The sequence below is a fragment of the Nocardioides sp. DN36 genome, from assembly GCF_055380375.1.
Window position 1 is genome coordinate 1,931,998 of the sequence record NZ_AP043823.1, and the last position, 22,864, is coordinate 1,954,861.

Annotated in this window: 21 protein-coding genes; 5 read left to right on the plus strand and 16 right to left on the minus strand. The window is 72.3% G+C overall.

What is annotated here, in order from left to right; translation table 11 throughout:
* Positions 1 to 44: 44 nt before the first annotated feature.
* Positions 45 to 1,058, plus strand: coding sequence for an ATP-grasp domain-containing protein (locus ACZ43H_RS10195; RefSeq protein WP_464589933.1), 1,014 nt, complete (start codon positions 45 to 47; stop codon positions 1,056 to 1,058).
* Here ACZ43H_RS10195 and ACZ43H_RS10200 read toward each other — a convergent pair.
* Complete coding sequence (locus tag ACZ43H_RS10200; protein ID WP_464589935.1) at positions 1,048 to 2,124, minus strand: glycosyltransferase; 1,077 nt, start codon at positions 2,122 to 2,124, stop codon at positions 1,048 to 1,050. The genes ACZ43H_RS10195 and ACZ43H_RS10200 overlap by 11 nt on opposite strands.
* Positions 2,125 to 2,349: 225 nt before the next feature.
* Here ACZ43H_RS10200 and ACZ43H_RS10205 point away from each other — a divergent pair, with 225 nt between their 5' ends.
* A complete protein-coding gene (locus ACZ43H_RS10205; protein WP_464589937.1) occupies positions 2,350 to 3,081 on the plus strand; it encodes a CehA/McbA family metallohydrolase domain-containing protein in 732 nt (243 codons plus the stop codon).
* Here ACZ43H_RS10205 and ACZ43H_RS10210 read toward each other — a convergent pair.
* On the minus strand, positions 3,078 to 4,283 hold the full coding sequence (locus ACZ43H_RS10210; RefSeq protein WP_464589939.1) for a glycosyltransferase family 4 protein: 1,206 nt from the start codon (positions 4,281 to 4,283) through the stop codon (positions 3,078 to 3,080). The genes ACZ43H_RS10205 and ACZ43H_RS10210 overlap by 4 nt on opposite strands.
* Positions 4,284 to 4,363: 80 nt before the next feature.
* On the opposite strand from ACZ43H_RS10210, the gene ACZ43H_RS10215 reads away from it, so the two are divergent.
* Complete coding sequence (locus ACZ43H_RS10215; protein WP_464589941.1) at positions 4,364 to 5,272, plus strand: glycosyltransferase family 2 protein; 909 nt, start codon at positions 4,364 to 4,366, stop codon at positions 5,270 to 5,272.
* Positions 5,273 to 5,311: 39 nt separating this feature from the next.
* On the opposite strand, the gene ACZ43H_RS10220 is transcribed toward ACZ43H_RS10215, so the two are convergent.
* The 10 genes from ACZ43H_RS10220 to ACZ43H_RS10265 form a co-directional block, all read right to left on the minus strand.
* Positions 5,312 to 6,490, minus strand: coding sequence for a rhamnosyltransferase WsaF family glycosyltransferase (locus tag ACZ43H_RS10220; RefSeq protein ID WP_464589943.1), 1,179 nt, complete (start codon positions 6,488 to 6,490; stop codon positions 5,312 to 5,314).
* Complete coding sequence (locus ACZ43H_RS10225; RefSeq protein ID WP_464589947.1) at positions 6,487 to 7,623, minus strand: DegT/DnrJ/EryC1/StrS family aminotransferase; 1,137 nt, start codon at positions 7,621 to 7,623, stop codon at positions 6,487 to 6,489. The genes ACZ43H_RS10220 and ACZ43H_RS10225 overlap by 4 nt, the downstream gene beginning before the upstream one ends.
* Positions 7,620 to 10,202 carry an oligosaccharide flippase family protein gene (locus ACZ43H_RS10230; RefSeq protein ID WP_464589950.1) on the minus strand — a complete coding sequence of 861 codons (2,583 nt, stop codon included), beginning with the start codon at positions 10,200 to 10,202 and terminating at the stop codon, positions 7,620 to 7,622. The genes ACZ43H_RS10225 and ACZ43H_RS10230 overlap by 4 nt, the downstream gene beginning before the upstream one ends.
* Positions 10,199 to 11,416 carry a glycosyltransferase family 4 protein gene (locus ACZ43H_RS10235; protein WP_464589951.1) on the minus strand — a complete coding sequence of 406 codons (1,218 nt, stop codon included), beginning with the start codon at positions 11,414 to 11,416 and terminating at the stop codon, positions 10,199 to 10,201. Before ACZ43H_RS10235 ends, ACZ43H_RS10230 begins: the two co-directional genes overlap by 4 nt.
* A gap of 37 nt (positions 11,417 to 11,453) precedes the next feature.
* Positions 11,454 to 12,422 carry a methionyl-tRNA formyltransferase gene (locus tag ACZ43H_RS10240; protein WP_464589953.1) on the minus strand — a complete coding sequence of 323 codons (969 nt, stop codon included), beginning with the start codon at positions 12,420 to 12,422 and terminating at the stop codon, positions 11,454 to 11,456.
* A complete protein-coding gene (locus ACZ43H_RS10245) occupies positions 12,412 to 13,509 on the minus strand; it encodes a hypothetical protein (RefSeq protein ID WP_464589954.1) in 1,098 nt (365 codons plus the stop codon). Before ACZ43H_RS10245 ends, ACZ43H_RS10240 begins: the two co-directional genes overlap by 11 nt.
* Positions 13,506 to 14,648: a DegT/DnrJ/EryC1/StrS family aminotransferase gene (locus tag ACZ43H_RS10250; protein ID WP_464589956.1), complete on the minus strand. Its 1,143-nt coding sequence runs from the start codon at positions 14,646 to 14,648 to the stop codon at positions 13,506 to 13,508. Before ACZ43H_RS10250 ends, ACZ43H_RS10245 begins: the two co-directional genes overlap by 4 nt.
* Positions 14,645 to 15,640 carry an NAD-dependent epimerase/dehydratase family protein gene (locus tag ACZ43H_RS10255; RefSeq protein ID WP_464589958.1) on the minus strand — a complete coding sequence of 332 codons (996 nt, stop codon included), beginning with the start codon at positions 15,638 to 15,640 and terminating at the stop codon, positions 14,645 to 14,647. The genes ACZ43H_RS10250 and ACZ43H_RS10255 overlap by 4 nt, the downstream gene beginning before the upstream one ends.
* Positions 15,637 to 16,662: a Gfo/Idh/MocA family protein gene (locus ACZ43H_RS10260; RefSeq protein WP_464589959.1), complete on the minus strand. Its 1,026-nt coding sequence runs from the start codon at positions 16,660 to 16,662 to the stop codon at positions 15,637 to 15,639. Before ACZ43H_RS10260 ends, ACZ43H_RS10255 begins: the two co-directional genes overlap by 4 nt.
* Positions 16,663 to 16,887: 225 nt before the next feature.
* Positions 16,888 to 17,742, minus strand: coding sequence for a glycosyltransferase family 2 protein (locus ACZ43H_RS10265; protein ID WP_464589961.1), 855 nt, complete (start codon positions 17,740 to 17,742; stop codon positions 16,888 to 16,890).
* A 271-nt stretch (positions 17,743 to 18,013) separates the two neighbouring features.
* Between ACZ43H_RS10265 and ACZ43H_RS10270 the strand changes: the two genes are divergently transcribed.
* Positions 18,014 to 18,625: an acyltransferase gene (locus tag ACZ43H_RS10270; protein WP_464589963.1), complete on the plus strand. Its 612-nt coding sequence runs from the start codon at positions 18,014 to 18,016 to the stop codon at positions 18,623 to 18,625.
* Between the two features lie 9 nt (positions 18,626 to 18,634).
* Here the strand turns inward: ACZ43H_RS10270 and ACZ43H_RS10275 are convergent, their stop codons facing one another.
* The 3 genes from ACZ43H_RS10275 to ACZ43H_RS10285 form a co-directional block, all read right to left on the minus strand.
* Positions 18,635 to 19,786 (minus strand): RNA polymerase sigma factor, encoded by a 1,152-nt coding sequence (locus tag ACZ43H_RS10275; protein WP_464589965.1) that lies wholly within the window; start codon positions 19,784 to 19,786, stop codon positions 18,635 to 18,637.
* A 4-nt stretch (positions 19,787 to 19,790) separates the two neighbouring features.
* Complete coding sequence (locus ACZ43H_RS10280) at positions 19,791 to 20,198, minus strand: YciI family protein (protein WP_464589967.1); 408 nt, start codon at positions 20,196 to 20,198, stop codon at positions 19,791 to 19,793.
* A 141-nt stretch (positions 20,199 to 20,339) separates the two neighbouring features.
* Complete coding sequence (locus tag ACZ43H_RS10285; RefSeq protein WP_379180136.1) at positions 20,340 to 20,744, minus strand: universal stress protein; 405 nt, start codon at positions 20,742 to 20,744, stop codon at positions 20,340 to 20,342.
* Between the two features lie 161 nt (positions 20,745 to 20,905).
* Here ACZ43H_RS10285 and ACZ43H_RS10290 point away from each other — a divergent pair, with 161 nt between their 5' ends.
* A complete protein-coding gene (locus tag ACZ43H_RS10290) occupies positions 20,906 to 21,394 on the plus strand; it encodes a hypothetical protein (protein WP_464589969.1) in 489 nt (162 codons plus the stop codon).
* On the opposite strand, the gene ACZ43H_RS10295 is transcribed toward ACZ43H_RS10290, so the two are convergent.
* A complete protein-coding gene (locus tag ACZ43H_RS10295) occupies positions 21,395 to 22,858 on the minus strand; it encodes a glutamate-cysteine ligase family protein (protein WP_464589971.1) in 1,464 nt (487 codons plus the stop codon).
* Positions 22,859 to 22,864: the final 6 nt, after the last annotated feature.

The window sequence follows — 22,864 nt, forward strand, 5'->3', positions numbered from 1 at the left end:
CCCCGGAGCTGGACCACGCCGCGACGTGCGGCCAGGTCGGCCGGATGGCCACACATCTGGGCTGCGACGTCGTGATGCCCTTCGACGACGTGGCGGTGGATGTGGCCGATCACGTTCGTCAGGAGACCGGACTGCCGGTGGCGGGCCCGACGGGGTCGAACGCACTGCTCGCACTCGACAAGCAGCGGCAGATCGAAGTTGCACGGACGGCCGGGCTGCTGGTTCCGGTCACGACCGTCCTGCAACCCCGGCAGCCATTGCCGGACCTCGACGAGCCCGGACCGTGGATCGCCAAGTCCGCGCTGGCCGTGACGGTGAGCGACGGTCGTGTCGGCAAGGGCGCGTCCTCGGTGGCCCACAACCGCGAGGCACTTGCACTCCTCATGGTCGGACGCACCGACCCGGTACTGGTCCAGCCGATACTCCTCGGGACGGGAGCAGGAGTGTTCGGCCATGCCCGTCGGGGCGAGGTGATGAACCTCAGCGCTCATCGCAGGCTCCGGATGATGAATCCCGCCGGCTCGGGCTCGAGCGCGTGCCGCTCCGTGGACGTGGCTCCCCAGCTGGAGGACGCGGCGCGGCGCTTCATCGGACACGCCGGTTGGGACGGCCTCTTCATGATCGAGCTGCTGACCGACGGGGACGGCCGACACTGGTTCATGGAGCTGAACGGCAGGGCCTGGGGCAGCATGGCGCTGGCTACCCGGCGCGGGCTCGACTACCCGGCCTGGGCGGTGGCCGCAGCGCTCGATCCTGCCTTCTGTCCGTCCCCTGTCTCCGTCGGGCCGCACGTGGTGGTCAGGCACGTCGGCCGCGAGCTGCTGCATCTCGCGTTCGTGGCGCGAGGCCGCCGGCAGCTGCACCAGGCCCGACGCGACGGTGCACCTGTGGATCCGTTGCTCGAGACCTTTCCCTCGTTGCCCGGTGCCGCCCGCAGCGTGCTGGCCTGGCATCCGGGCGATCGCTTCTACAACGCTCGCCGGGGTCGGGCGGCAGTCCTGTGGGAGGACACCATGGGGACGCTGCGCAGCGTCACGTCGCGCCGGGTCAGGACCTGACGCCGGTGGAACGCCCCCCGGAGGAGGTTGACCCGGACCGTCCCACCCGTGGGTGGGCCTCGATGCAGGCGACGATCCGCCTCCAGTACGCCTCGTTGGTGTAGCCCGAGGACGCGACCTCAGCCCGCGCCCGGGCTCCCAGTCCGGCCGCAGCCCTGCGGTCCTGGGTCAGCTCCAGGATGCGTGCGAGCAGCTCTTCGTCGTCACCCTCCGGGACGTAGGAGACCTGGTCGTCGGCGAAGTAGCGCTCCAGGCCACCCACGCTCGTGGCCACGATCGGCGTGCCGACGGCCGCTGCCTCGAGGATCGTGGTGATGCCGCCGGCGTGAGCGTTCGCGTGCAGCGCCACGACCAGGCAGCGCGCAGTGCGGTAGAGCTCGCAGAGCTCCTCGATCGTCTCGGTCGGACGCACGACGGCACGCTCCATCCCGGACGGGCGGTGGCTCGTCGCGAGCCGCACCTCGAGGTGGGACGGGAGCCGTGCGACGGCTCGTGCCAGCGTGTCCCAGTCGCGGGACCTGTCGTTGCCGACCGAGAGGACCAGCGCGGATTCGCCCGACCAGGTGCCGTGCGCCCCGAAGGCCGGAGAGACGCCGAAGGGGACATACACGTGGGTGCCTTGCGGGAAGATCTCCACTCCCAGGTCGAGGTTCGGGGCGGCGTTGTAGACGAACAGGTCGACCCGGGACATCAGCCAGCGGTGGAGGAGGCGTCGCCATCGGGGCTGCGCGTCCCAGCATGCGAAGAGCCAGATGGTGTGGCCCACCAGGTAGGGCCGGCGCGAGCGCCAGACCTTGAGCACGAAGGCGGCTCCGAGATAGTCGGCCTCGTTGTGCGCGTAGAGGACGTCGGCGTCACGGATCGCCCGGGAGCGCTGCAACGCGGCCACGACGTCCGCACCGGTGACCTTGCGGACGGCTCGGCGCAGCCACTCGGTCATTCGCCCCGTCAGGCGGGGAGCGGCGTAGCGAAGCTCCCAACCCGGAGGCAGCGACTCCAGGCCGTAGGGATAGCGGTCCGGGGTGCGCCCGTGCGTGTGGTCCCGGGCGTAACGAGCGAAGTCCATGTCCACAGACAGGACCGGGGTGATGCTGCGACCGGTCGGCACTTCTGCGACCCCCTCCACGCGGACGAGTGCGTGAGTTGACGAGCGTACGAAGCAGGGTCGTCAGGTGGTTCCAAGTCGGGCCGGTGCCACCAATTCCGGGTACCTCGTAGCCGCGGCCGAGTGGCCCGATGGACACGCGGCCACCATGGCGAGGTCCGTACGAGCGCGCGAAGGGAGCGGAGGATGCCTGAGATCCGGGCGGCGGTGCACGTGCACTCGACCTGGTCCTTCGACGGCGTCTGGGACCTCCCCCGCATCATGCGCACACTGCGTCGGTGCGGCTACGACGCCGCGCTGACGGCCGAGCACTCGCAGAGCATGGACGAGGGCTCATGGGAGGGGTACCGGCGGCTCTGTGCGGACCTCTCCACGGCGGACTTCCTGGTCGTGCCGGGCATGGAGTACCGCGACGCCTCCAACGTCGTGCACGTGCCTGCGTGGGGCGACCTTCCCCATCTGGGCGACGGTCGCGACATCGGTTCCCTCCTCGAGGAGGTGAGCGAGAATGGCGGAGCCGCCGTACTGGCACATCCAGCACGTCATGACGCCTTCGACTCGGTGGACCCCGGGTGGGGCCGCCACCTGGTCGGGGTCGAGGCCTGGAACCGCAAGTACGACGGCTGGCGACCCTCCAGGACGGCTGTCGAGCTCGCGGCCGCCTGGCGCGTCGGGACGGTCGCCTCCTTGGACTTCCACCGCCGGCGACAGCTCCACCCCCTGGCCACTGTCCTCGACGTCGATGGCAGGCCCAGCCCCGCCTCCGTCGTGGCCGCCCTGCGCGCCGGCCGCTTCCACGCAACGTTCCTGGGCACCCCGCTCGAGGCGTGGACGGTGGGACGGCGGGCAACCCTGCTCGACCACGCTGACACCGCCCGTCAGCGTGCAGCTGCCATGGCCCGCGGCTTCCACGCCTAGACGGGAGACCCGACGACCTCGGACCAGACCGTCTCCATCTGACGGACCCGCTGGTCCCAGGTGCCGGTGCGCTCGACGTGCTCCCGGGCCGCGGCCCCCATCCGACGGCGCAGCTGCGGGTCCACCAGCAACGGTCGCAACGCAGCGGCGATCGCCCGGGCGTAGTCCACGGGTGTCGTCGGCGTGACGCGGAATCCGCAGTCGTCCGAGACAGCCGCGGCCGGGCCGCCCCGGTCTGCGACGACCACGGGTAGCCCGTGCCCCATCGCCTCCAGCTGGACGTTGCCTCCCGGCTCGCGGTAGCTGGGGAACACGAACACGTCGGCCTCGCGGTAGAACCGCTCCACCTCGTCCCGCGGCTGCGAGCCGTGGAAGGTCACCCGGTCGCCCAGCGCCAGCTCACGGACCAGGGCCTCGCAGGCCGGGCGGTCGAAGCCGTCGCCGACGACGTCGAGCGACACCGGGAGGTCCCCGAGATGGGCCAGCGCTCGGATCGCGTCGCGTGCTCCCTTGGTCCGGATCAGTCTCCCCACGAAGAGCAGCCGCACCGGTCCCTGGCGGCCGGAACGGTCGACTGCGGCCGGCAGCCGCTCCAGCGCGGTCTCGCTCATGACGGCGAAGCGACGCACACGCAACGACGCCAACGACTCCTCGACGTACGGCGCGATGCCCAGCACCATGTCGGCACCTTCGTAGGTGCGCCGCAGCATCGGGTCCCCACGCAACCGCAGGGAGTCGAGTCGGCGCAGGTCGACGTACCAGGGCGCGGTGTCCTCGCCCGCGAAACCGGGAGGTGTCTGCAAACTCCCGCCGACCGGGCCGATGACGAACGGCACCCCGGTGCCGGCAAGCGGCGAGGGGTACCGCATCGCCACCGGCACCGGCTGGTGGCCGATGTCGAAGGTCCGGCCGGCTCTCTGGGCCGCGCGGATCCAGCGACGACAGGCCAGGTGGAAGTAGGGGTACCACGGCTTGACCAGGCTGTTGAAGCGCTCGGCACGGCCGATGACAGGGGGCTCGAGCCACTCGACCACCTCGACGTCCGGCAGCTGGTCTCGCGCCGAGGCCCGGGTGCGCTTGCGGTGCGTCAGCAGGGTCACGTCGTGGCGGCGGCTGAGACGGCTGGCCCACTGGTGCGCGACCCATGCCTCACCGACGTCGGTCGCGTCGACGCCCGGCGCCACGAGGAGGACGGAAACCACGCGCAACGGTAACCTCGCGGCATCCACGCTGCGGACCCAAACGGCTGAGGTCCCCAGTCTTCGGCACCTAGCATGTCGCTGTGCCAGCAGACACCTCCGGCGTGGCGACCGTGGTCGTGACCTACAACAGCGCGCACGTCATCGAGGACCTGCTCGACAGCCTGCCCGCCGCGCTCGACGGGCTGTCGTCGCGCACGGTCGTGGTCGACAACTCCTCCACCGACGACACCTGCACGATCGTCGCCGGCCGCAGCGACTGCGAGCTCGTCCGTGCCGCCAACGACGGGTACGCCGCCGGCATCAACCGCGGCGTCGAGCACCTCGGCGGGGGCGAGCCGATCCTGGTGCTCAACCCGGACGTGCGGATGCATCCCGGCTCGATCCGGACGCTGGTCGAGGCACTCGCGCTGCCCGGCACCGGCATCGTCGCGCCGAAGGTGTTCGAGAGCGACGGCACGCTGGTGCCGTCGCTCCGCCGCGAGCCCACGCTGCCCCGCGCGCTCGGTCTCGGCGGCACCGGGCGTCCGGCGCTGAGCGAGTACGTCACCGACCCCCAGGCCTACCTGCACCCGCAGACCGCGGACTGGGCGCTGGGGGCGGTGTTGCTCGTGGACCGCCGGTGTCACGACACCCTGGACGGGTGGGACGAGTCGTTCTTCCTCTACTCCGAGGAGACCGACTTCTGCCTGCGCGCGCGCGATGCCGGCTGGGTCACGCGCTACGTCCCCACGGCCACGGCGACCCACATCGGCGGCCAGTCAGGCCAGAGCCCCCGCATCCACTCGATGCAGATCCTCAACCGGGTCCGCCTGTTCAGCCGACGCCACGGCCGGACCGCGTCGTTGGCCTACTACCTGCTCAGCATCGCGAGCGAGCTCTCGTGGGTACTCAGAGGCCATCGCGACTCCATCGCCTCCGTCCGCGCACTCGTGCACCCCGGTAGTCGACCGCCCGAGCTCGGCATGTCGGGCAGGTTCGTGCCTCGGTGAGCCGACGCCGCCCGGTGCCCGGTGCCCGGTGCTCGGTACTCACCGTTCATGGACCACCGACTCGATGATCCGGACCACCTCACGGCCGGCCACGCGCCAGTTGTCGCGACGCACGCTGGCCGCTGCGAGCTCCGCCTGACGCCCCGCTGCCGAGCTCTCGACCACCCGGCACAACGCATCGGCCACGGCCCCGGGGGTCGCCGGCGTCCACACGACCGCGGGGCTGGGCAGGTCCGCCCGTGCGTCCGGGGAGTCGTTGACCACCGGCACGCACCCGGCCGCCAGCATCTCCTCCGCGACCAGGGAGATGTTGGTGAACGACATCGCGATGCCCGCCGACGACCGGTTGTAGAGGTCATTCAGCTGCTGGGGACTGAGGCGCCCGTGCCGGGTCGCCGGCACGGCAAGGTCGGGAGCCGGCTCTCCGTAGACGTGGATCTCCTGCTCGGGGTGGCGTCGGTGGAACTCCTCCAGGGCCAACGCCCCCAGCCGGTAGCCGCGTCGAGCGACATCGGGCTTGGTGTAGAAGACCACGCCGGATCGCTGCCCCGCGTTCGCCAACGAGTACACCTCCGTGTCACAGGAGAAGGGCACCAGGTCGGCGACCACGCCCACCTCCTCCCTGAGCCGTCGCTGCACCATCGACCCCAGCGCGATGTTGTGGAACCCGAACCTGTAGGTGTCGGCCGCGAGCTCGTACTCCGCACCTCGGGCGAAGAAGAAGGGCTCGAAGTCCTGGATGAAGTAGAACCTGCTCACCCGGTCGGGCCTGCGCGCGAGGAGGTGCGCGGTCGGCCACCCTGTGGCGACGCAGGCGTCCAGCGGTGGGGTGTGCGCGAGGTCCACGACGTCCACGGACACCCACGGCCAGGCGCTGCGCACCACCGCCCGGTGCCGCGCCACGTCACCGCCGTGCCGGTCGTGGACGAGGAGGACGCACCGGTGGCCAGCCGCCTCGAGCGCCTCGATCATGCGGAACATCGTGGTGTGGCCACCGGACCCGGCCCCCGGTGGGGCGCACAGCCATCCCACCGTCAGCGGCGTACCGGCAGGGACCCGGACCGGATTGAAGTCGGTCAGCTTCGTCGAGTCGGCCACCTCGCCGGGGAGCAGGGGGAAGTCCAGCGTCCCGGCCTGGAGGTGGTGGTAGGCCCGCCGCACCACCCGCTGGGCCAGCCGCCTTCCCGGCGCGGTCCACGTGACGCCCAGCGCGTTCAAGGCCGCCCCACAGCCGCGCGGAGCACCTCGACCACACGCTCCTGCTGGCGAGCGGTGATGCCGGGGAACATCGGCAGCGACAGGATCTGCCGGGCCGCTGCTTCCGCGCGCGGGAACGAACCCGCTCCGATGCCGAGGTGCGCGAAGCCGGGCAGGAGGTGCACCGGGGCGGGGTAGTGGATCCCCGTCCCGATGCCGGCAGCACCCAGCTGCGCGAGAACCCGGTCCCGGTCGGCGACCCGGACGACGTACAGGTGCCACACGTGCTCGTTGCCATCGACGACGCGAGGAGGCCGGACCTCCTCGAGGCCGGACAGCAGCTGCGCGTAGCGGTCAGCCGCATCCCCACGCTCGTCGTTCCACCCCTTCAGGCGCGCAAGCTTGCTGGACAGCGCCACCGCCTGGATGGAGTCGAGCCGGGAGTTGGTGCCGACGACGCCGTGCTCGTACTTGCGGACGCCGCCGTGGTTGCGCAGGGCGCGGACCTTCTCGGCGATCGCGCCGTCGTCGGTCGTCACCGCCCCGGCGTCGCCGAAGGCCCCGAGGTTCTTACCGGGGTAGAAGCTGGTGGCCGACACGCGTCCGAACGAGCCCGCGGGTCGGCCGTGCCGAGCCGCGCCCTGGGACTGGGCGCCGTCCTCGACCAGCACGACCCGCTCGTCCACCACCGCACGCAGCCGCTCGAAGGCCGCCACCTGACCGTAGAGGTCCACGCCGATCACCGCCCGGGTGCGAGGAGTGACGCGACGGGCGACGTCCTCGGGGTCGATGAGCAGGTCGTCGTCGCAGTCAGCGAGCACCAGCTCGGCCCCCGCCCGGAGCACCGCCTCCGCCGTCGCCACGAACGTGTTGGCCGGCACGACCACCTCGTCGCCCGGCCCCACGCCGGCCGCGCGCAGGGCGAGCTCGACCGCGTCGGTGCCGTTCCCGACACCCACGCAGTGGTCGACGCCGCAGAAGTCGGCGTACTCCGACTCGAACTGCTCGACGCGCGGCCCCAGGACGAAGGCGCCCAAACGGCAGACCTCCTCGATCGCTGCCCTCGCCTCGTCCATCACTGCGTCGTTCTGCAGCTGCAGGTCGAGGAACGGGACGGTGGTGACGTCCTGAGGCGGACGGGACTCGCGGGTCATGGGGTGCTTCCCTCCAGCTGGTCGGCCTGATCGGTGTCTCCCACCGGCGGCCTGGATCGGTGCGCCCTGACCCGCCGGCCCACGGCCGTCGTGCGGGGATGGCGGAAGAAGCCGCTGCTGGACCACCGGCGGTGGCACCACCAGTCGTCGAGGGTCCGGCGGACCGGCAGCAGCCGCAGCCATGGCCGTCGGCGAGCCCAGCGGTCGCCCTGCTCCACGCGCGCAGCCAGGGCGTGCCACTCCGGCAGGTCGGGGGCGTCCGGCCAGGTGGCGGCCGCGAAGTCACGCAACGGAGTGACGTCGCGGCTGGGGGCCCGACCACGGTCGTACTCGTAGCAGGCTCGCTCGAGTGCCTCGGTGGCGAGCGTGCGCCGTGCGAGCGCCCGCAGGCGCGGCGCCTCAGGCAGGCAGCCTGCAGGCCCGTCGAACAGGACGTCGAACGCCGCCAGCCGCTCCCGCAGGATGGTCAGGCCCAGCGGACTCCCCGCCTGCTGGGACAGGCTCGCGGCGTGCTCACGGTGCCAGGCCTGGTCGACCCCCTCGAGGTAGGCCACGTCGGAGAAGGCAGCGAGGCGCAGCCACATCTCCATGTCGTGCGTGTGAGCGAGCGGACGCTGACCGCCGAGCCGGCGCACCAGGGACATCCGCATGAACGCCTCCGGAGCAGTGACGACGTTGACTCCGGTGCGGCACACCATCTCCAGCCAGTCCTTGCCACGCCAGACGCGGAGCCTGGCCCCGGTGGTCCTCGCGGGCGGGGGGTCCCCCTCGAAGTGGATCGGATGGCCGTAGACCAGCCCGACCTCGGGTCTGGCGCGGCACACCGCGGCCGCCCTCGCGAGGGAGCCGGGTGTGAGCAGGTCGTCGGCGTCGAGGCGCACGAGGTACTCCCCCGTCGCCCGCTCCAGTCCGTGGTTGAACGAGTCGACGGGTCCCTGGTTGGTGTCGTGCGCCAGAACGCGCACCCGCGGGTCCGCGGCCAGGCGCCGGGCGACGGCCAGGCTCTCGTCGGTCGACGCGTCGTCCACGATCACGACCTCGACGTCGCAACCCTGCTGCCCGAGCGCACTGCCCACCGCGTCCGCCAGGTAGTCGGCGTAGTTGTAGCACGGGATCACCACGCTCACGCGCGGCGGCGGCACGAGGTACGACGGCGCCGCCGCGCGCGCCAGGCCGCGGAGCCAGGGACCGAGCACCAGGCCGTAGGTCGCAGCACCGGCGAGGGCACCGAGCGCGAGGCCGGCCGCCGGGTCGGCGGCGAGCGAGCTCACCCAGTGACCCGCCAGGCCGGCCAGCAACGCCGCGGGAAGCGGAGGCCAGGAAGCCGCCAGCACGGTCCTGACGCGGACGCCGACGCGGCGCAGCGCCAGCAGGTACGCCGGCACGATCACGGTGACCGCCACCACGAGATGTGCCCAGCCGCCGCCGGCGATGCCCTGCCACCGGGTACCGACCACCATGGCCGGGATCAGCGCGACCAGCCAGAGCGCCTGGATCGCGAGCACCGAGCGGGAGGAGCCGTTCGCGAGCAGGAAGGCCACCACGAGGTCGAACACCACTCGCAGGGCACCGAAGAGGCCCAGCGCGACCAGGACCGGGACGGCCGGGGCCCAGCGGTCTCCATAGACCACGCGCACGAGCGGGGAGGCGAGAGCGGCGAGCGCCACCCCGCTCGGCAGGGCGAGCGCCCAGGTCACAGCCGTGCCCCGGGCCAGGTCACCATCACGCGAGGGTCCGTCCCGGGTCACCGCGAAGGCCGGCAGGGCCACCGAGCGCACGACCTGGCCGATGGCACTCATCGGCCAGTTCGACACGTTGAAGGCGAGCACGTAGAACCCGAGAGCCACCGGTCCCGCGAGTCGGGCGATCACGACGTTGTCCAGGTTGAGCAGCGCCCAGGAGAGCATGTTGGCCCCCGCGATCGGGAGACCGAAGCGCAGCACGGACCGGGCGACCTGTCGGTCGGCCCGGTAGCGGGGACGGACCCCGGAGACCCGGAACTGGAGGGCCAGCGCCACGCTCTGCGCAGCGATCCGGCCGACGGCCAGCGAGATGACGCCCCACCCGGCGAGCAGCAGCCCCACCGTCAGCACCGTGGAGACGACGAAGTCGACGGCGGCGATCCCGAAGAGCGCCCGCTGCCGGAACTCGCGCTGGAGCATGGCGTACGGGACGACCCCCGCACCGGCCAGCAGCAGGGTGACCGACAGGAGCGCGATCACGTCGGCGGACTCCGGACTGCCCAGCAGCCCCGCCACCTCGCCGGCGGTGACCGCCATGGTCGCCGCGAGCACCCCGCCCGAGGCGAGGCCGAGCGCTCCCACAGTGGGCGCGCGCCGCTCCGGGTCGTCGGCGCGGATGAGGTCCGCGCTCAGGCCGAGGTCGGCCAACGTCATGAGCACGGCCTGCACCGTCAGGGCGACGGCGTAGACCCCGAACTCGCCGGGTGTCAGGATCCGGGCGAGCACGATGCCCACCACGAACGACCCGGCACGAAGCACCACGTTGCTCATCGCGCTCCAGGCCACGCCGCGACGCACCGCCGTCGTCAGCCCGGGGTCCCGCGACGAGCTGCTCATCGTCGGCTCCCGGCCACGGGAGCCGCCCGCAACCGCGGCTGGACGTGCTCCTGCCTGAAGCGGACCGCGCGGAACTTGGCGAACTCGTACGCCGTACGGGTCAGCTCCCTGCGGAGCACCGATCGCTCCGGTGGACGACCGGCCGCCTCGACGTACACCTCCTCGAGCCGGTCGGAGGCCGCCTCGAGCCCGAAGCGCGACGTGACCAGGTCGCGCCCCAGGCTCCCCAGGAAGGCCCGCCGACCGGGGTCGGCGAGCAGCGGGCGCAGCGCGGCCACCAGGTCGTCCGCCCCGGCTCCCCCGTCACCGAACCACCCCTGGTCCAGGAACAGGTCCCTGCTCTTCTCGTCGAAGAGCTGCCAGAACCCTGCCGTTCCCTGGACGACCAGTGGCTTGCCGAACGCCATGCCCTTCAGCGCGGAGCTGCCCATGCCGATGACTACGTCGGCCGCGTCGTACACGTCCGACGGGTCCAGGAGCCCACCCGTGACCGTGACGACGTCGCGGCCGGCCCCGAGGTTCACGCCGGCTGCCAGCCGGCGGAGCCTGCCGAGCTCCGGACCGTCGCCCGCCGCCACCAGTCGTACGGGCACACCCTCGGCGGCCAGCGATCCGCAGACCCGTGCCGCCGCCAGCACGCCGTCGATCTTGTCCAGGTCCTTCGTCATCCGGCAGACCACCGAGACCACCAGCTCACCGGGCAGGACACCGAGCCGCGAGCGCGCTCCGGCCGGATCGCGCGACCGGTTGAGGTCAGTGTCGATCGGCGGCTCCATCAGCAGGGTCGGGCCGGGGCGGCGTGGCGCCTGCCGCTCGAGAAGCTTCGCAGTGCCGACGACCAGCGTTGAGTGGCGCGGCAGGAAGTGGGGCACCGACATCGACAGCACGGTGGTCACCACACCCATCCGGCCGAAGGACTCCACCCCGAAGGCGACGTCCAGCGCGGGCCCCCACTCGTAGCCGTGGACGACCTCGATGCCACGCTCGGTGACCAGTCGCTGCAGGCGAGCGCCGTTGCGCACCGACGGCCATGCGTTCTCACGGGGCACGGGCACGACGTCCAGCCCGAGCTCCTCAGCGACGCAGACCAGTGGCCCCCGTGGGGCGAAGAGGACGACCTCGTGCCCTCGGCGCGCTATCCGGGAGGCCAGCTCGATCGCGTTGAGCTGGCTGCCGCCGATCTCCATCAGGTGGGGGTAGACCAGGATCCTCACGAGCCCGGCCCTCGCACCGGTCGCGGTCGCAGCACCATCATCGGGACCCGGGTTCCGCGTGGAGCTTGGCCTCCAGCTCCTCGAGCCGACGCAGCAGCGCTCCGGGTCGGATGCCCAACGTGTCACGCACGGACCGGATGAGGGTCGCCGGCTCGAGCTCCGCGCCCTGCTCACCGGCAACCGCGTCGATGCTGAGCACACCGTCTCCGGTCAGGACCTCGACCGCACCCGAGGCCCGGCGGACCCTGATGACACGTCCGGGGACAGCCCCCTCGAACCGCTGCCCGGTCTCGACCGGGTGCGCCCGCAGGACGTGCACCCGAAGCAGGTCGACGAAGGTGAATGCCGGCGGGAACGGACCGCTGAGTCCTCTGATCAGGCGGTCGATCCGGACCGCCGAGTGAGTCCAGTCGATCTCGCCGTCCTCGGGAACCCTCGAGCAGCAGTAGCTCGCCAGGCCCTCGTCCTGGGGAGTGCCGCGATCACCCGCGAGACGACGCGCGACCGCGTCGGCCAGGGTCTCGCGCTGCAGGCGGTTCAGCTGCTCGTAGAGCTCTGCCACCGTGGCGCGCGGACCGATCGCGACGGGCTCCTGGACCAGGATCCCGCCGGCGTCCAGCTCCGGCTCGAGGCAGTGGACCGTCATGGCCGTCCGGGTCTCCCCGTTGATGATCGCCCAGTTGACGGTGGCCCGACCGCGGTAGCGCGGCAGCGGCGCGTAGTGCACGTTGACGAAGGGGCACCGGGAGACCAGGTCAGGGTCGAGGATCCGGTCGTACGACGACACCACCACGGCGTCGGGCTCCAGGCGCCGGACGAGCCCTGCGACGGCGGCGGGCCGCTTGTCCGCGAACACGTCGATCCCCAGGCCCTGCGCCCACGTGACGACCTCGTCCTGCCCGGGACGCACCAGCCCGCAGACCTCGTAGCGTGGGGCCAGCGACTCGAGCGCGGACCGAGAGGTCGGTCCCGTGCCGAGCACCAGGATCCGGGCGTCAGACCGCATCGACGTACGCCATGTCCCGAGCAGTCCGCTCGTGGGCGGGACGAAGGAGCACCTCCGCGACCTTCAACCCCCCGGTCTGCAACCGGATGATCGCGTCCGGGCCGATGTCGGACGGCAGGACGCCCATGTGCCCCGGCCGCGGCCCCCTCGGCGGCCAGACGGCGACACCGGCCGCGCGCAGCGCCTCACGATCGAGGTCGCCCCAGAACTGCACGACCGTCGTCCCCGGCCAGCGCTCTGCGATGATCGACGTGGCGCTCGCATCGACCACCGGCCTGCCCGTCGGCGTGAGAGCGACGAGCACCGCGTCGGGGCAGGGCTCGTCGACGAGGTCGTCGAGCCTCGGGTGCACGGTCACGTCGGCACCGGCCGCGCGCAGCCCACCCACGACGTAGGAGGCGAACGGGTTGTCGCACAGGACGACGATCCGGCAACGGTGCACGCCCAGCCCGGCGCCCAGCAACTGCCACAACGCCATGGGACCGAGGTAGGAGAACACGTCCACGTGCGGGTGACGCTCATTGGTGCCGGCAGTTGCGATCCGCCGCCGGCGAAGCTCGTCGAGATCGATGTCGACCCTCCCGGCGTGGAGCTCCCACGCCTCGAACATCAGGGGGACGACCGCGCTGTCCTTCATGATCGAGATGTCACCGGCATCGATGGGGCGCAGGTGGCCCGAGTTCGTCACCACGTCGGCAGCGGCCAGGTCGCCCGGACGCTTGCGGTCCGTCACCTCGATCCGCTCGGCAACACCCGCGGCCGTGGCGAGCGCCATCGTCTGGCGACACACTTCGGCCACCGTCCCGTAGCGGCTCCCCCGGGTCACCCCCACCACCCGGGACGCACCGGCCAGCGCGGCGATCACCGGGGTGACGACGTACGCCCCCGTGGCCGACTCGGTCAGGACCTGTCGGCCGGCCAGGTCGAGGTCGCACTCCGCCACCGCCGACCGCATCAGGCGGACGAGGCGGTCCAGGTCGTACCCGGGTCGGGTCCGCCCCTGCTCGTCGGGCGGGGGAATCGAGGTCACGGTGCCGGTCACCGCGGAGCCGATCGTCGCCTGCGCGGCGTGCGAGGGAGACTTCACGGCCGGTCCCACGGGCGGGTGAGCACGTCGATCACGCGCTGCTGCTCCGAGTCCGAGAGCCGGTGGTAGACGGGCAGGACCAGCGTGTTGTCGGTGAGCCGCTCGGTCACGGGCAGCGGCAACCGCGTGCCGGGAGCGTCGCGGTACGCCGGCTGCCGGTGGATCGACATGATGCCGCGGCGAGCCGAGATGTCCGCGTCGGCCAACCGGGCCAGCAGCCCGTCGCGGTCGAGCGCGTGGTCCTCGTCGACCTCCAGCCAGCAGGACTGGAAGTTGCTGGTGCCGTAGGCCGGGTCGGCGACCAGGCGCAGCCCCGGAATGTCGTCGATGACCTTGGCGTAGCCCTCCACGATCTCCCGGCGCCGTCGCACCACCTCCGGGAGGCGGTCGAGCTGCACCAGCCCGATGGCGGCCTGCAGGTCGGTCATCCGGTAGTTGAAGCCCACCTCGAGGTACTCCTCGGCGGGGGCCAGGACACTGACGTGACGCGCCGCGGCCGACACGCTCATGCCGTGCTCGCGCAGCCGCCTGGCGCGCGCCGCCCACTCGGCGTTCGAGGTGGTGATCATGCCGCCCTCACCGGTGGTGAGCAGCTTGCGCGGGTGGAACGACCACGCCGTGACCTCGGCGCCCGCCCCCACCGGCCTTCCCCGGTACGTCGAGCCGGCACCGCACGCGGCGTCCTCGACCACCACGACACCGAGCGGGTCGCACAGCTCGCGCAGCGCGACGAGGTCCACCGGGACGCCGCCCTGGTCGACGGCGATCACCGCACGCGTGCTGGGCGTCAGCGCGGGCGCGACCGTGGACGGGACCAGGTTGCCGGTCACCGGCTCCACGTCGGCGAAGACCGGCGTGGCGCCGACGTTCATGACCGCGCTCGCGGTCGCGATGAAGGAGAACGACGGGACCACGACCTCGTCGCCCGGGCCGACCCCGGCGAGCAGCATCGCGAGGTGCAGCGCCGAGGTGCAGCTCGACGTCGCGACGGCGTGCTCCGCCTCCTGGCTCGTCGCGAAGGCGTGCTCGAACTCGAAGACCCGGGGACCCTGCGCCACCCATCCGGACGCGATCACCTCGGAGACCGCCGCGATCTCCTCCTCGCCCATCCAGGGCTGCATCACGTTGACGCGGTTCACGGGACCACCGTCAGACGGCCGCGGCGGATCTCGGCACGTTGCGGCCGCCACCACTCGACGAGCTCGCACAGGCCCTCCTCGAGCCCGACCTCGGCCTCGAAGCCCAGGTCGCGACTGGCCGCGCCCGTGTCCGCCAGCCGGCGTACGACGCCGTTGACCGCGCGCTCGGGACCGTGCTCGACGTGGAGGTCGGACCCCATCACGCGCAGCAGCGCCTCCGCGAGCTCCAGCAGGCTGGTCTCGGTGCCGCTGGCGACGTTGTAGACGCCCTCCACGACGTCGCTCCCCGCCGCGAGCAGGTTGGCCCGCGCGACGTCCCTCGTGTGGACGAAGTCCATGGTCTGGCTGCCGTCACCGAAGATCAGCGGGGGGAGCCCGTCGTCGATGCGCTCCATCCAGCGGACCAGCACCTCGGTGTAGAGCCCGTGCACGTCCATCCTTGGCCCGTAGACGTTGAAGTACCGAAGCAGCACGTGGTCGAGACCGTGCATGGCCCGGAAGCTGCGCAGCATGCCTTCGTTGAACGACTTCGCGGCACCGTAGAACGTGTCGTTCGCGTGGTGGTGGTGGCGTTCGGGGGTCGGGAACTCCTCGGCCATGCCGTAGACCGACGCCGACGAGGCGGCGACGACCTTGGCGACCTTCGCCTCGACCGCGGCCTCCACGACGTTGAAGGTGCCGTCGACGAGCACCTCGAGCGCCAGTCGTGGCTCCTCGGCGCACTGGGTGATGCGGATCGCGGCCTGGTGGAAGACCAGGTCCTTGCCGAGGGTCAGGTCCCCGACCACGTCGCGGTCGCGGATGTCTCCGTGGACGACCGTCACCCGCCCCGAGGCGATCGCGGCACCCAGGTTCTCCCAGCGCCCGCGCACGAAGTTGTCCAGCACGTCCACGTGCCCGGCGCCGGCGTCGAGGAGCTGGTCGACGATGGTCGAGCCGATCGTGCCCGCTCCCCCGGTGACCAGCACCCGGGCTCCCTGCAGGGCGCTCACCGGACCGCCTCCATCAGGTCCGTGGCGACCGGCCTGCCGTCCTCGAGACTGCGTTGCGCGGCGTCGAGCACCGTCAGCACCCGCAGCCCGGCGGCGCCGTCGGTCCGGGGATCCGAACCGTCGCGGATGCTGAGCGCGAAGTCGGCGACCATCGCCCGGAGCGCCTCGTGCTCGGGCAGTGCCGGCGCCCAGGTGTCACCCAGCCGGTAGGAGACCTGGCTGGTGGCCCGGTCCACCGCATCGACCGACTGCTGGGCGAGGTCGACGCCGCGGTCGTAGACGCTGAGCCGCTGCTGCGGGTTCAGGTCGTCCCACACCAGCGTGCGGCGGCTGCCCCCGACGACCATCTGCCGGATCTTGGTCGGGCTCAGCCAGTTCACGTGCACGTGGGCGATGCCACCGCCGGCCAGCGGCAGGGTCAGGTAGCCGACGCACGACTTTCCGGCGCCGATCGGGTCGGCGCCGACGGCGGAGACCGTCGCCGGGCGCAGGCCGCCGGGCAGGATGAAGTCGAGGATGGACAGGTCGTGCGGCGCCAGGTCCCAGAAGACGTCGACGTCGGGCTGGACGAGGCCGAGGTTGATGCGCACCGAGTCGACGAAGAGGATGTCGCCCAGCTCCCCCGCAGCGACGAGCTCGCGGATCTTCAGCACCGCGGGCGTGTAGCAGTAGGTGTGGTCGGCCATCAGCACCCGGCCCTGCGCCTCGGCCAGGTCGACCATGGCCTGTCCCGAGGCCCGGTCGTGGGCCAGCGGCTTCTCCACCAGCACGTGCTTGCCCGCCCGCAGCGCCGCCTCGGCGATCGCCTGGTGGCTGCGGGCGGGGGTGGCGATCGCGACGGCGTCGACGTCGTCGCGCTCCAGCACCTCCTCGAGCCGGTCCGTGACGGCCGTGGCGTCGTCGTACCCCACGACCCGGCGAGCGCGCTCGAGCTCGAGGTCGCAGACCGCGGCGAGCTGCCAGTCCTCGGCGCTCCGGAAGTTGCGGACCAGGTTGGGTCCCCAGTACCCCGCTCCGACCACGGCAACGCCAAGTGGTCGCGCAGGGCTGATCGTCGATCTCATCTGTCCGTGTCCCCTCTAGCCAGACGTCGATGCCTCGATTCCACGTGTCCGGACCTGCGAGCGGTAGCCCCGGCCGCGCGGTTACCCGAACTTGGGGACCTTGCCCCGGTTGGCGCACGCCACCCACCGAGGCGTCACTCAGGACATGCCGGGGAGACGCCTCTCGGAGCCGACCGGGAGCGGTCAGGCCCGGGAGCTGTCGTCGCGCAGCCAGGTGGTGAAGTCGCCGGCTCGGACCGCCCGGAGGGACGCGATGCGCGCGACCACGGCGACGGCCAGGAACACGGCGACGCGCGGGACGAGACGCGGGTTGCTGCGGGCCAGCTGCCACAGGAACCGCGGCGACGTCACCGACTCGGGCCGCCGCATCCCGAGGGACCCGGCCTGGCTGTTGCCCGTGGCGACCCGGATCCGTCGGCGCACCAGGTCGCGCACCGTGGCGGGGGCGACAACCGTGACGGTCGCACCCTCGACGATGCGGCGTTCGTGGTCCGCGAACGCCTCCGAGACCAGCAGGTCGTCGCTCATCGCGTCCGGCAGGGCGTCGACCCGCGCCTGGCCCTCACGCGAGAGGGCGATCGCCCCGCGTCCGAAGAGACCGCGGCGGACCTGCGGCAGCTGCTCCCAGACGTCGTAGTACCAGCACACGAGCCAGTGCGACCGGGAGTGGTCGAGCATCCGGCGGGGTGCGGTCGCGAGCAGCCCCTCCTCCCGCAGGGGGGCGACGAGCACGCGTACGTCGGCGCCGCTCATCGCCACGTCCGCGTCGAGGTGGACCCGGGGGAACACGTCGGTGGACAGGTTGCCGAACCGGACCGCGTCGGTCTTGGACGCGTGCACGATCTCCAGCACCCGCACCCCCGGCACCCGCTCCGCGATCGCCACGGTGTCGTCGGTGCAGCCGTTGGCGACCACCACCACCTCCAGCTCATCGGGGTCGACCCCGCGGCGGAGCAGCGCGAGGTTGCGCCCGATCACCCGCGCCTCGTTGTGGGCGGGAATGATCACGCTGGCCGCCGGCGTCATGCGCAGCCGCACCCCGTGGTTCCGGTCCCCCTGGCACCCATCCGGTCTCCCCCTGTCCGACGCCGGGACGACGGCCGCTCTGATCCCGCCTCGCCCCATGCAGGCAGAGCGTCGCGCGGTGGGTCGTCGCGCAGCGTCGACCGGCGGCCACGTTCCCTGAAATTGGCGAGCCGGTCGGTGCCCGATTGTGGGGAACTTCGCCACCGGCCCGCCCCAACCGTCGGTGTGGCGGCCGATCGTCGGTCCGAGGCGGTCCGGCGGGACCGGCTGCGGAGGGGAGACGATGACGGGGACCACGGAGCAGCGCATCGCGGCGTCGGCGGACGTCGACGCGACCGCGACGATCGGCGACGGGACCCGGGTCTGGCACCTCGCCCAGGTGCGCGAGGACGCCCGGATCGGCCGCGGGTGCACGATCGGACGGGGCGCGTACGTCGGCCCGGGCGTGGTGCTCGGTGACCGGTGCAAGGTGCAGAACCACGCCCTCGTCTACGAGCCGGCGATCGTGGAGGACGGCGCCTTCATCGGCCCCGCGGTCGTGCTCACCAACGACTCCTTCCCGCGCGCGGTGACCCCCGACGGCCGGCTGAAGGGTCCCGACGACTGGACGGCGGTCGGCGTGACCGTGCGCGAGGGCGCGAGCATCGGCGCGCGCGCCGTGTGCGTCGCCCCGATCACCATCGGCCGGTGGGCGATGGTGGCGGCCGGTGCCGTGGTGACGCGGGACGTCCCGGACTTCGCGCTGGTGGCGGGGGTGCCGGCCAGGCGGTCGCGCTGGGTCGGGCACGCCGGCGTGCCCCTCGACGACCTCTCGGGCGGCCGGTTCGGGTGCCCGGTCACCGGTCGCGAGTACGTCGAGCACGACGGTCGCCTGTCGGAGGCCCCCGCCTCCTGACCGCCAGGGTCAGCCGCGCAGGGCGACGTTGAGCCGCGCCGCCTGGCGCGTCAGGTGGTCGCGCTCGGGCAGGTTGGGCGCCAGCCGCGCCGCCTCCACGTAGAGGCGAGCCGCGCCCTCCAGGTCGCCGTCCCGCTCGTGGAGGTACGCCGCGACCGCGGCATGGCGCGGCAGCGACGGGTCGAGACCGCTCAGGGCCGCGAGGCCGGCCCGTGCACCGTCGGCCTCACCGACCGCGACGGCCCGGTTCAGGCGGGCGACCGGGTTGTCGGTGAGCCGCACCAGCTCGTCGTACCACTCGACGACCTGCACCCAGTCGGTCTCCTCCACCGTCCGGGCGTCGGCGTGCAGCGCGGCGATGGCGGCCTGCGCCTGGAACTCGCCGAGGTCGTCACGGGCCAGCGCCCGCTGGAGGACGTCGACGCCCTCGGCGATCATCCGGGTGTCCCACCGGCCCCGGTCCTGCTCCGCGAGGGGCACGAGGCTCCCGTCCTCGCGGGTGCGCGCCGAGCGCCGTGCGTGGTGGATCAGCATCAGCGCCAGCAGCCCGGACACCTCCGGGTGGTCGATCCTGGCCGCCAGCTCGCGGGTCAGCCGGATCGCCTCCGCGGCGAGGTCGACGTCGCCCGAGTAGCCCTCGTTGAAGACCAGGTAGAGGACCCGCAGCACCGTGGCGACGTCGCCGGGCTGGTCGAACCGGACCCCGGACACCGTCCTCTTGGCCCGGCTGATCCGCTGCGCCATGGTCGCCTCGGGAACGAGGTAGGCCTGCGCGACCTGCCGCGTGGACAGGCCACCGACTGCACGCAGGGTGAGCGCGACCGCCGATGTGGGCGTCAGCGACGGGTGGGCGCAGAGGAAGTACAGCTGGAGCGTGTCGTCCACCGAGCTCGCTGCGGCGGGTGGCGCCGGCTCGCTCGTCACGCGGTCCTCCCGGTGGCGGCGCGAGACCTCGGCACGGGTCGCGTCGAGGAACCGGCGCCACGCCACCGTGACCAACCAGCCCTTCGGGTCCCGGGGCGGGTCGTCCGGCCACACCCGGACCGCCTCGACCAGCGCGTCCTGGACGGCATCCTCGGCCGCCGCGAAGTCGGCCCCGCGGCGGACGAGGATCCCGATCACGGCCGGGGTGAGGGCTCGCAGCAGGACCTCGTCCGCCACCGCGTCACTCCGTGATGGTCGGCGGCTCGGCCAGGAACGGGCGCACCTCGATCCACTCGTGGATCGGCCTCCCCCCGGCGCCCGGAGCAGCGGACAGCTCCCCGGCCAGCTCGAGGGCGCGGTCCTGGCTGTCGACGTCGATCACCATCCACCCGGCGATCAGGTCCTTGGTCTCCGGGAACGGGCCGTCCGTCACCGGCGGCCGGCCCTCGCCGTCGTACCGGACGTACATGCCCTCGAAGGCGAGCGCCTGCGCGTCGACGAACTCACCGGAGCCCTCGAGCCGGGCGGCGAGGTCCTGCATGTACGTGATGTGCGCGGACACCTCCGCCGGCGTCCACTGGTCCATGGGCACGTTGTTCGCCGGTGCCGGCGCGCCGCGGTAGTGCTTGAGCAACAGGTACTTGGCCATCGTGTTCTCCTCGATGCGGTACGGCCCGTCGTGGCCGTGTTCGCCCCGGGGACGGAGCCACGCCCGGGTTCTCGACATCCGGTGGCCCGACGAGCTGCGAACTGCTCGACCGGCCCCGCTGTGCCCGGGGCGCGACCCGGGTCAGTCGCCCGCCTTCACCGCCAGCACGGGGCAGTGGGCGTCGAGAAGGATCCGCTGGGCGTTGCTGCCCAGGATCAGCTTGCCGACCGGCGAGCGCCGGCGCAGGCCGATGACGATCAGCTCGGCGGAGTTGGCCTCGGCGATGCTGATCAGGTCCTCGGCCGGCTCGAAGCCCCGGACCAGCTGACGCAGGTCGTAGGTGACCCCGGACTCGTCGAGCCGGGCGCGCACGGCGTCCATGTCCTTCTCGGCCCGGATCGCGGCCTCGCCGTCGAACTCCTGGCCGCCGCGGTGCGAGTTGACCACCACGAGCTTGGTGCCACGCAGCTTCGCCTCGTCGATCGCCTTGCTCAGCGCTGCATCGCCTTCCGGCTTCGGCACGTAGCCCACCACGACGGTCCCCATCGGCCCTCCTCGTCTCGCGTCGGCCGCGGATGCGCGGCCCGTGCTTTTCACGCTACCGGTAACTCGTGCTCCGGGGCAGCCTGTGGACGAGCCGCGCGCGCCGGTGTCGAGTTCGGGCAGGCTGGTCGAGACCGTGTCGGACCGCAGTCGGAAGGGGCCGGGTGGAGGGCATCGTCGAGCCGATCGGCCGGGAGCTGCAGGCACAGCTGCGCCGTGCCGTGCTGGAGCACGCTGCCTCGGAGCCGCGGCGCACCTACGCCCCGCTGGTCCACGTCGGGGTCCCGGACGGCCCGCAGGCGCTCTTCGCCCCTGAGGCGGACGAGCCGGAGGACCCGCACGAGCAGGTGTCGCCCGACCACGAGCCGCTCGACCCCGTGGTCGACCACGGACTGCTCGACCACGGACTGCGGACCGACGTGATGGCGGCGCTGCTGCGGCGGGCACGGGGCTGGTCGGCCGCGCCGCTGGTGTGGCTGACACGCCCCGGAGAGCTCACCCTGCAGGACGTCGACGCCGCCTGGCTCTCCGCGGCCCGGGCCGCGGCCGGCGAGGCGGCCCTCCCGCTCACGCTGGTGGTCGTGACCCGCAGCGGCTGGTGGGACCCGCGCAGCGGAGCCTCCCGCACCTGGCGCCGGCTGCGCCCCCGCTGATCACTCCCAGGTGTGGACGGGCTCGTTGGTGTGCATGCCCTGGCGGTACTCCAGCAGCGTCGCCCGCAGCGCGTCGTACCTGTCCATGTCGGCGCGGTCGGCCATCCTGCGGACGAACCACTCGGCGCCGGTGACCCCGGTGAGGCAGCGCTGCTCGATGATCCCGAGCAGCCGGTCGCTCTCCTCCGTCGTCGCGCCCCACGACGCCAGGCCCTCGCGCGCCAACGGGAGCAGGCGCCGCAGGATGAGCTCGGTGGCCCGGACCTGCCCGACTCCCGGCCAGTAGATCTGGGCCTCGACCCCCTGCTGCGCCGCGACGTGGAAGTTCTCCTCGGCGGCGCTGAACGACATCTGGGACCACAGGGGCCGCTCGCTCTCGGCGAGAGCGCGGACCAGCCCGAAGTAGAACGCCGCGTTGGCGATGGTGTCGGCGACAGTCGGCCCGGCGGCGAGCAGCCGATTCTCGACCCGTAGGTGCGGCACCCCGGCGGCGATGTCGTAGACGGGCCGGTTCCAGCGGTAGATCGTGCCGTTGTGCAGCCGCAGCTCGTGCAGCGTGGGCGTGCCGCCCGACTCGAGCACCTCGAGCGGGTCCTCCTCCTCGGTGACCGGCAGCAGCGCCGGGAAGAACCGGACGTTCTCCTCGAAGAGGTCGAAGATCGAGGTGATCCAACGCTCCCCGAACCACACCCGGGGACGCACCCCCTGCGCCTTCAGCTCCTCGCTGCGGGTGTCGGTGGCCTGCTCGAAGAGCGGGATCCTGGTCTCGCGCCACAGCTGCTTGCCCAGGAGGTACGGCGAGTTGGCGCCCACCGCGAGCTGGACCGCGGCGATCGCCTGGGAGGCGTTCCAGTACGCCGGGAACTGGTCCGGCGAGGTCTGCACGTGGAACTGGGTGCTGGTGCACGCCGCCTCGGGCACGATCGAGTCGGCGGTCGTCTCGAGCCGTTCGGGCCCGGAGATCGAGATCGTGATGTCCTCCCCGCGGGCGTTGAGGATCTGCTCGCTGAGCAGCTTGTACCGCGGGTTGGCGCTCAGGCTCGCCAGGCTCATGTGCCCCTCGGCGAGGGTCGGCAGGATGCCGATCATCACCATGTGGGCGCCGACGTCGGAGGACTTCTCCTCGGCCTGGTTGAGGCTGGCCCGCAGCGAGTCCTCGAAGGTGGTCAGCCCACCCTCCCGGAGCTTGGCGGGCGGCACGTTGATCTCGACGTTGAACTGCCCGAGCTCGGTCTGGAAGTCGGGGTCGGCGATCGCCGCGAGCGCCTCGGCGTTCTTCAGAGCCGGGTCGCCCCGGTCGTCGATCAGGTTCAGCTCGACCTCGAGCCCGGTCATCGGGTCGTCGGTGTCGAACCGGGCCTCCCGGAGCATCCGGGCGAAGACGTCGAGGCAGCGACGCACCTTCTCCCGGTGCCGCGTCCGGTCAGCCCTGGAGAACTCCTGCTGGTCCACCTCTTCGCCCATGACGAA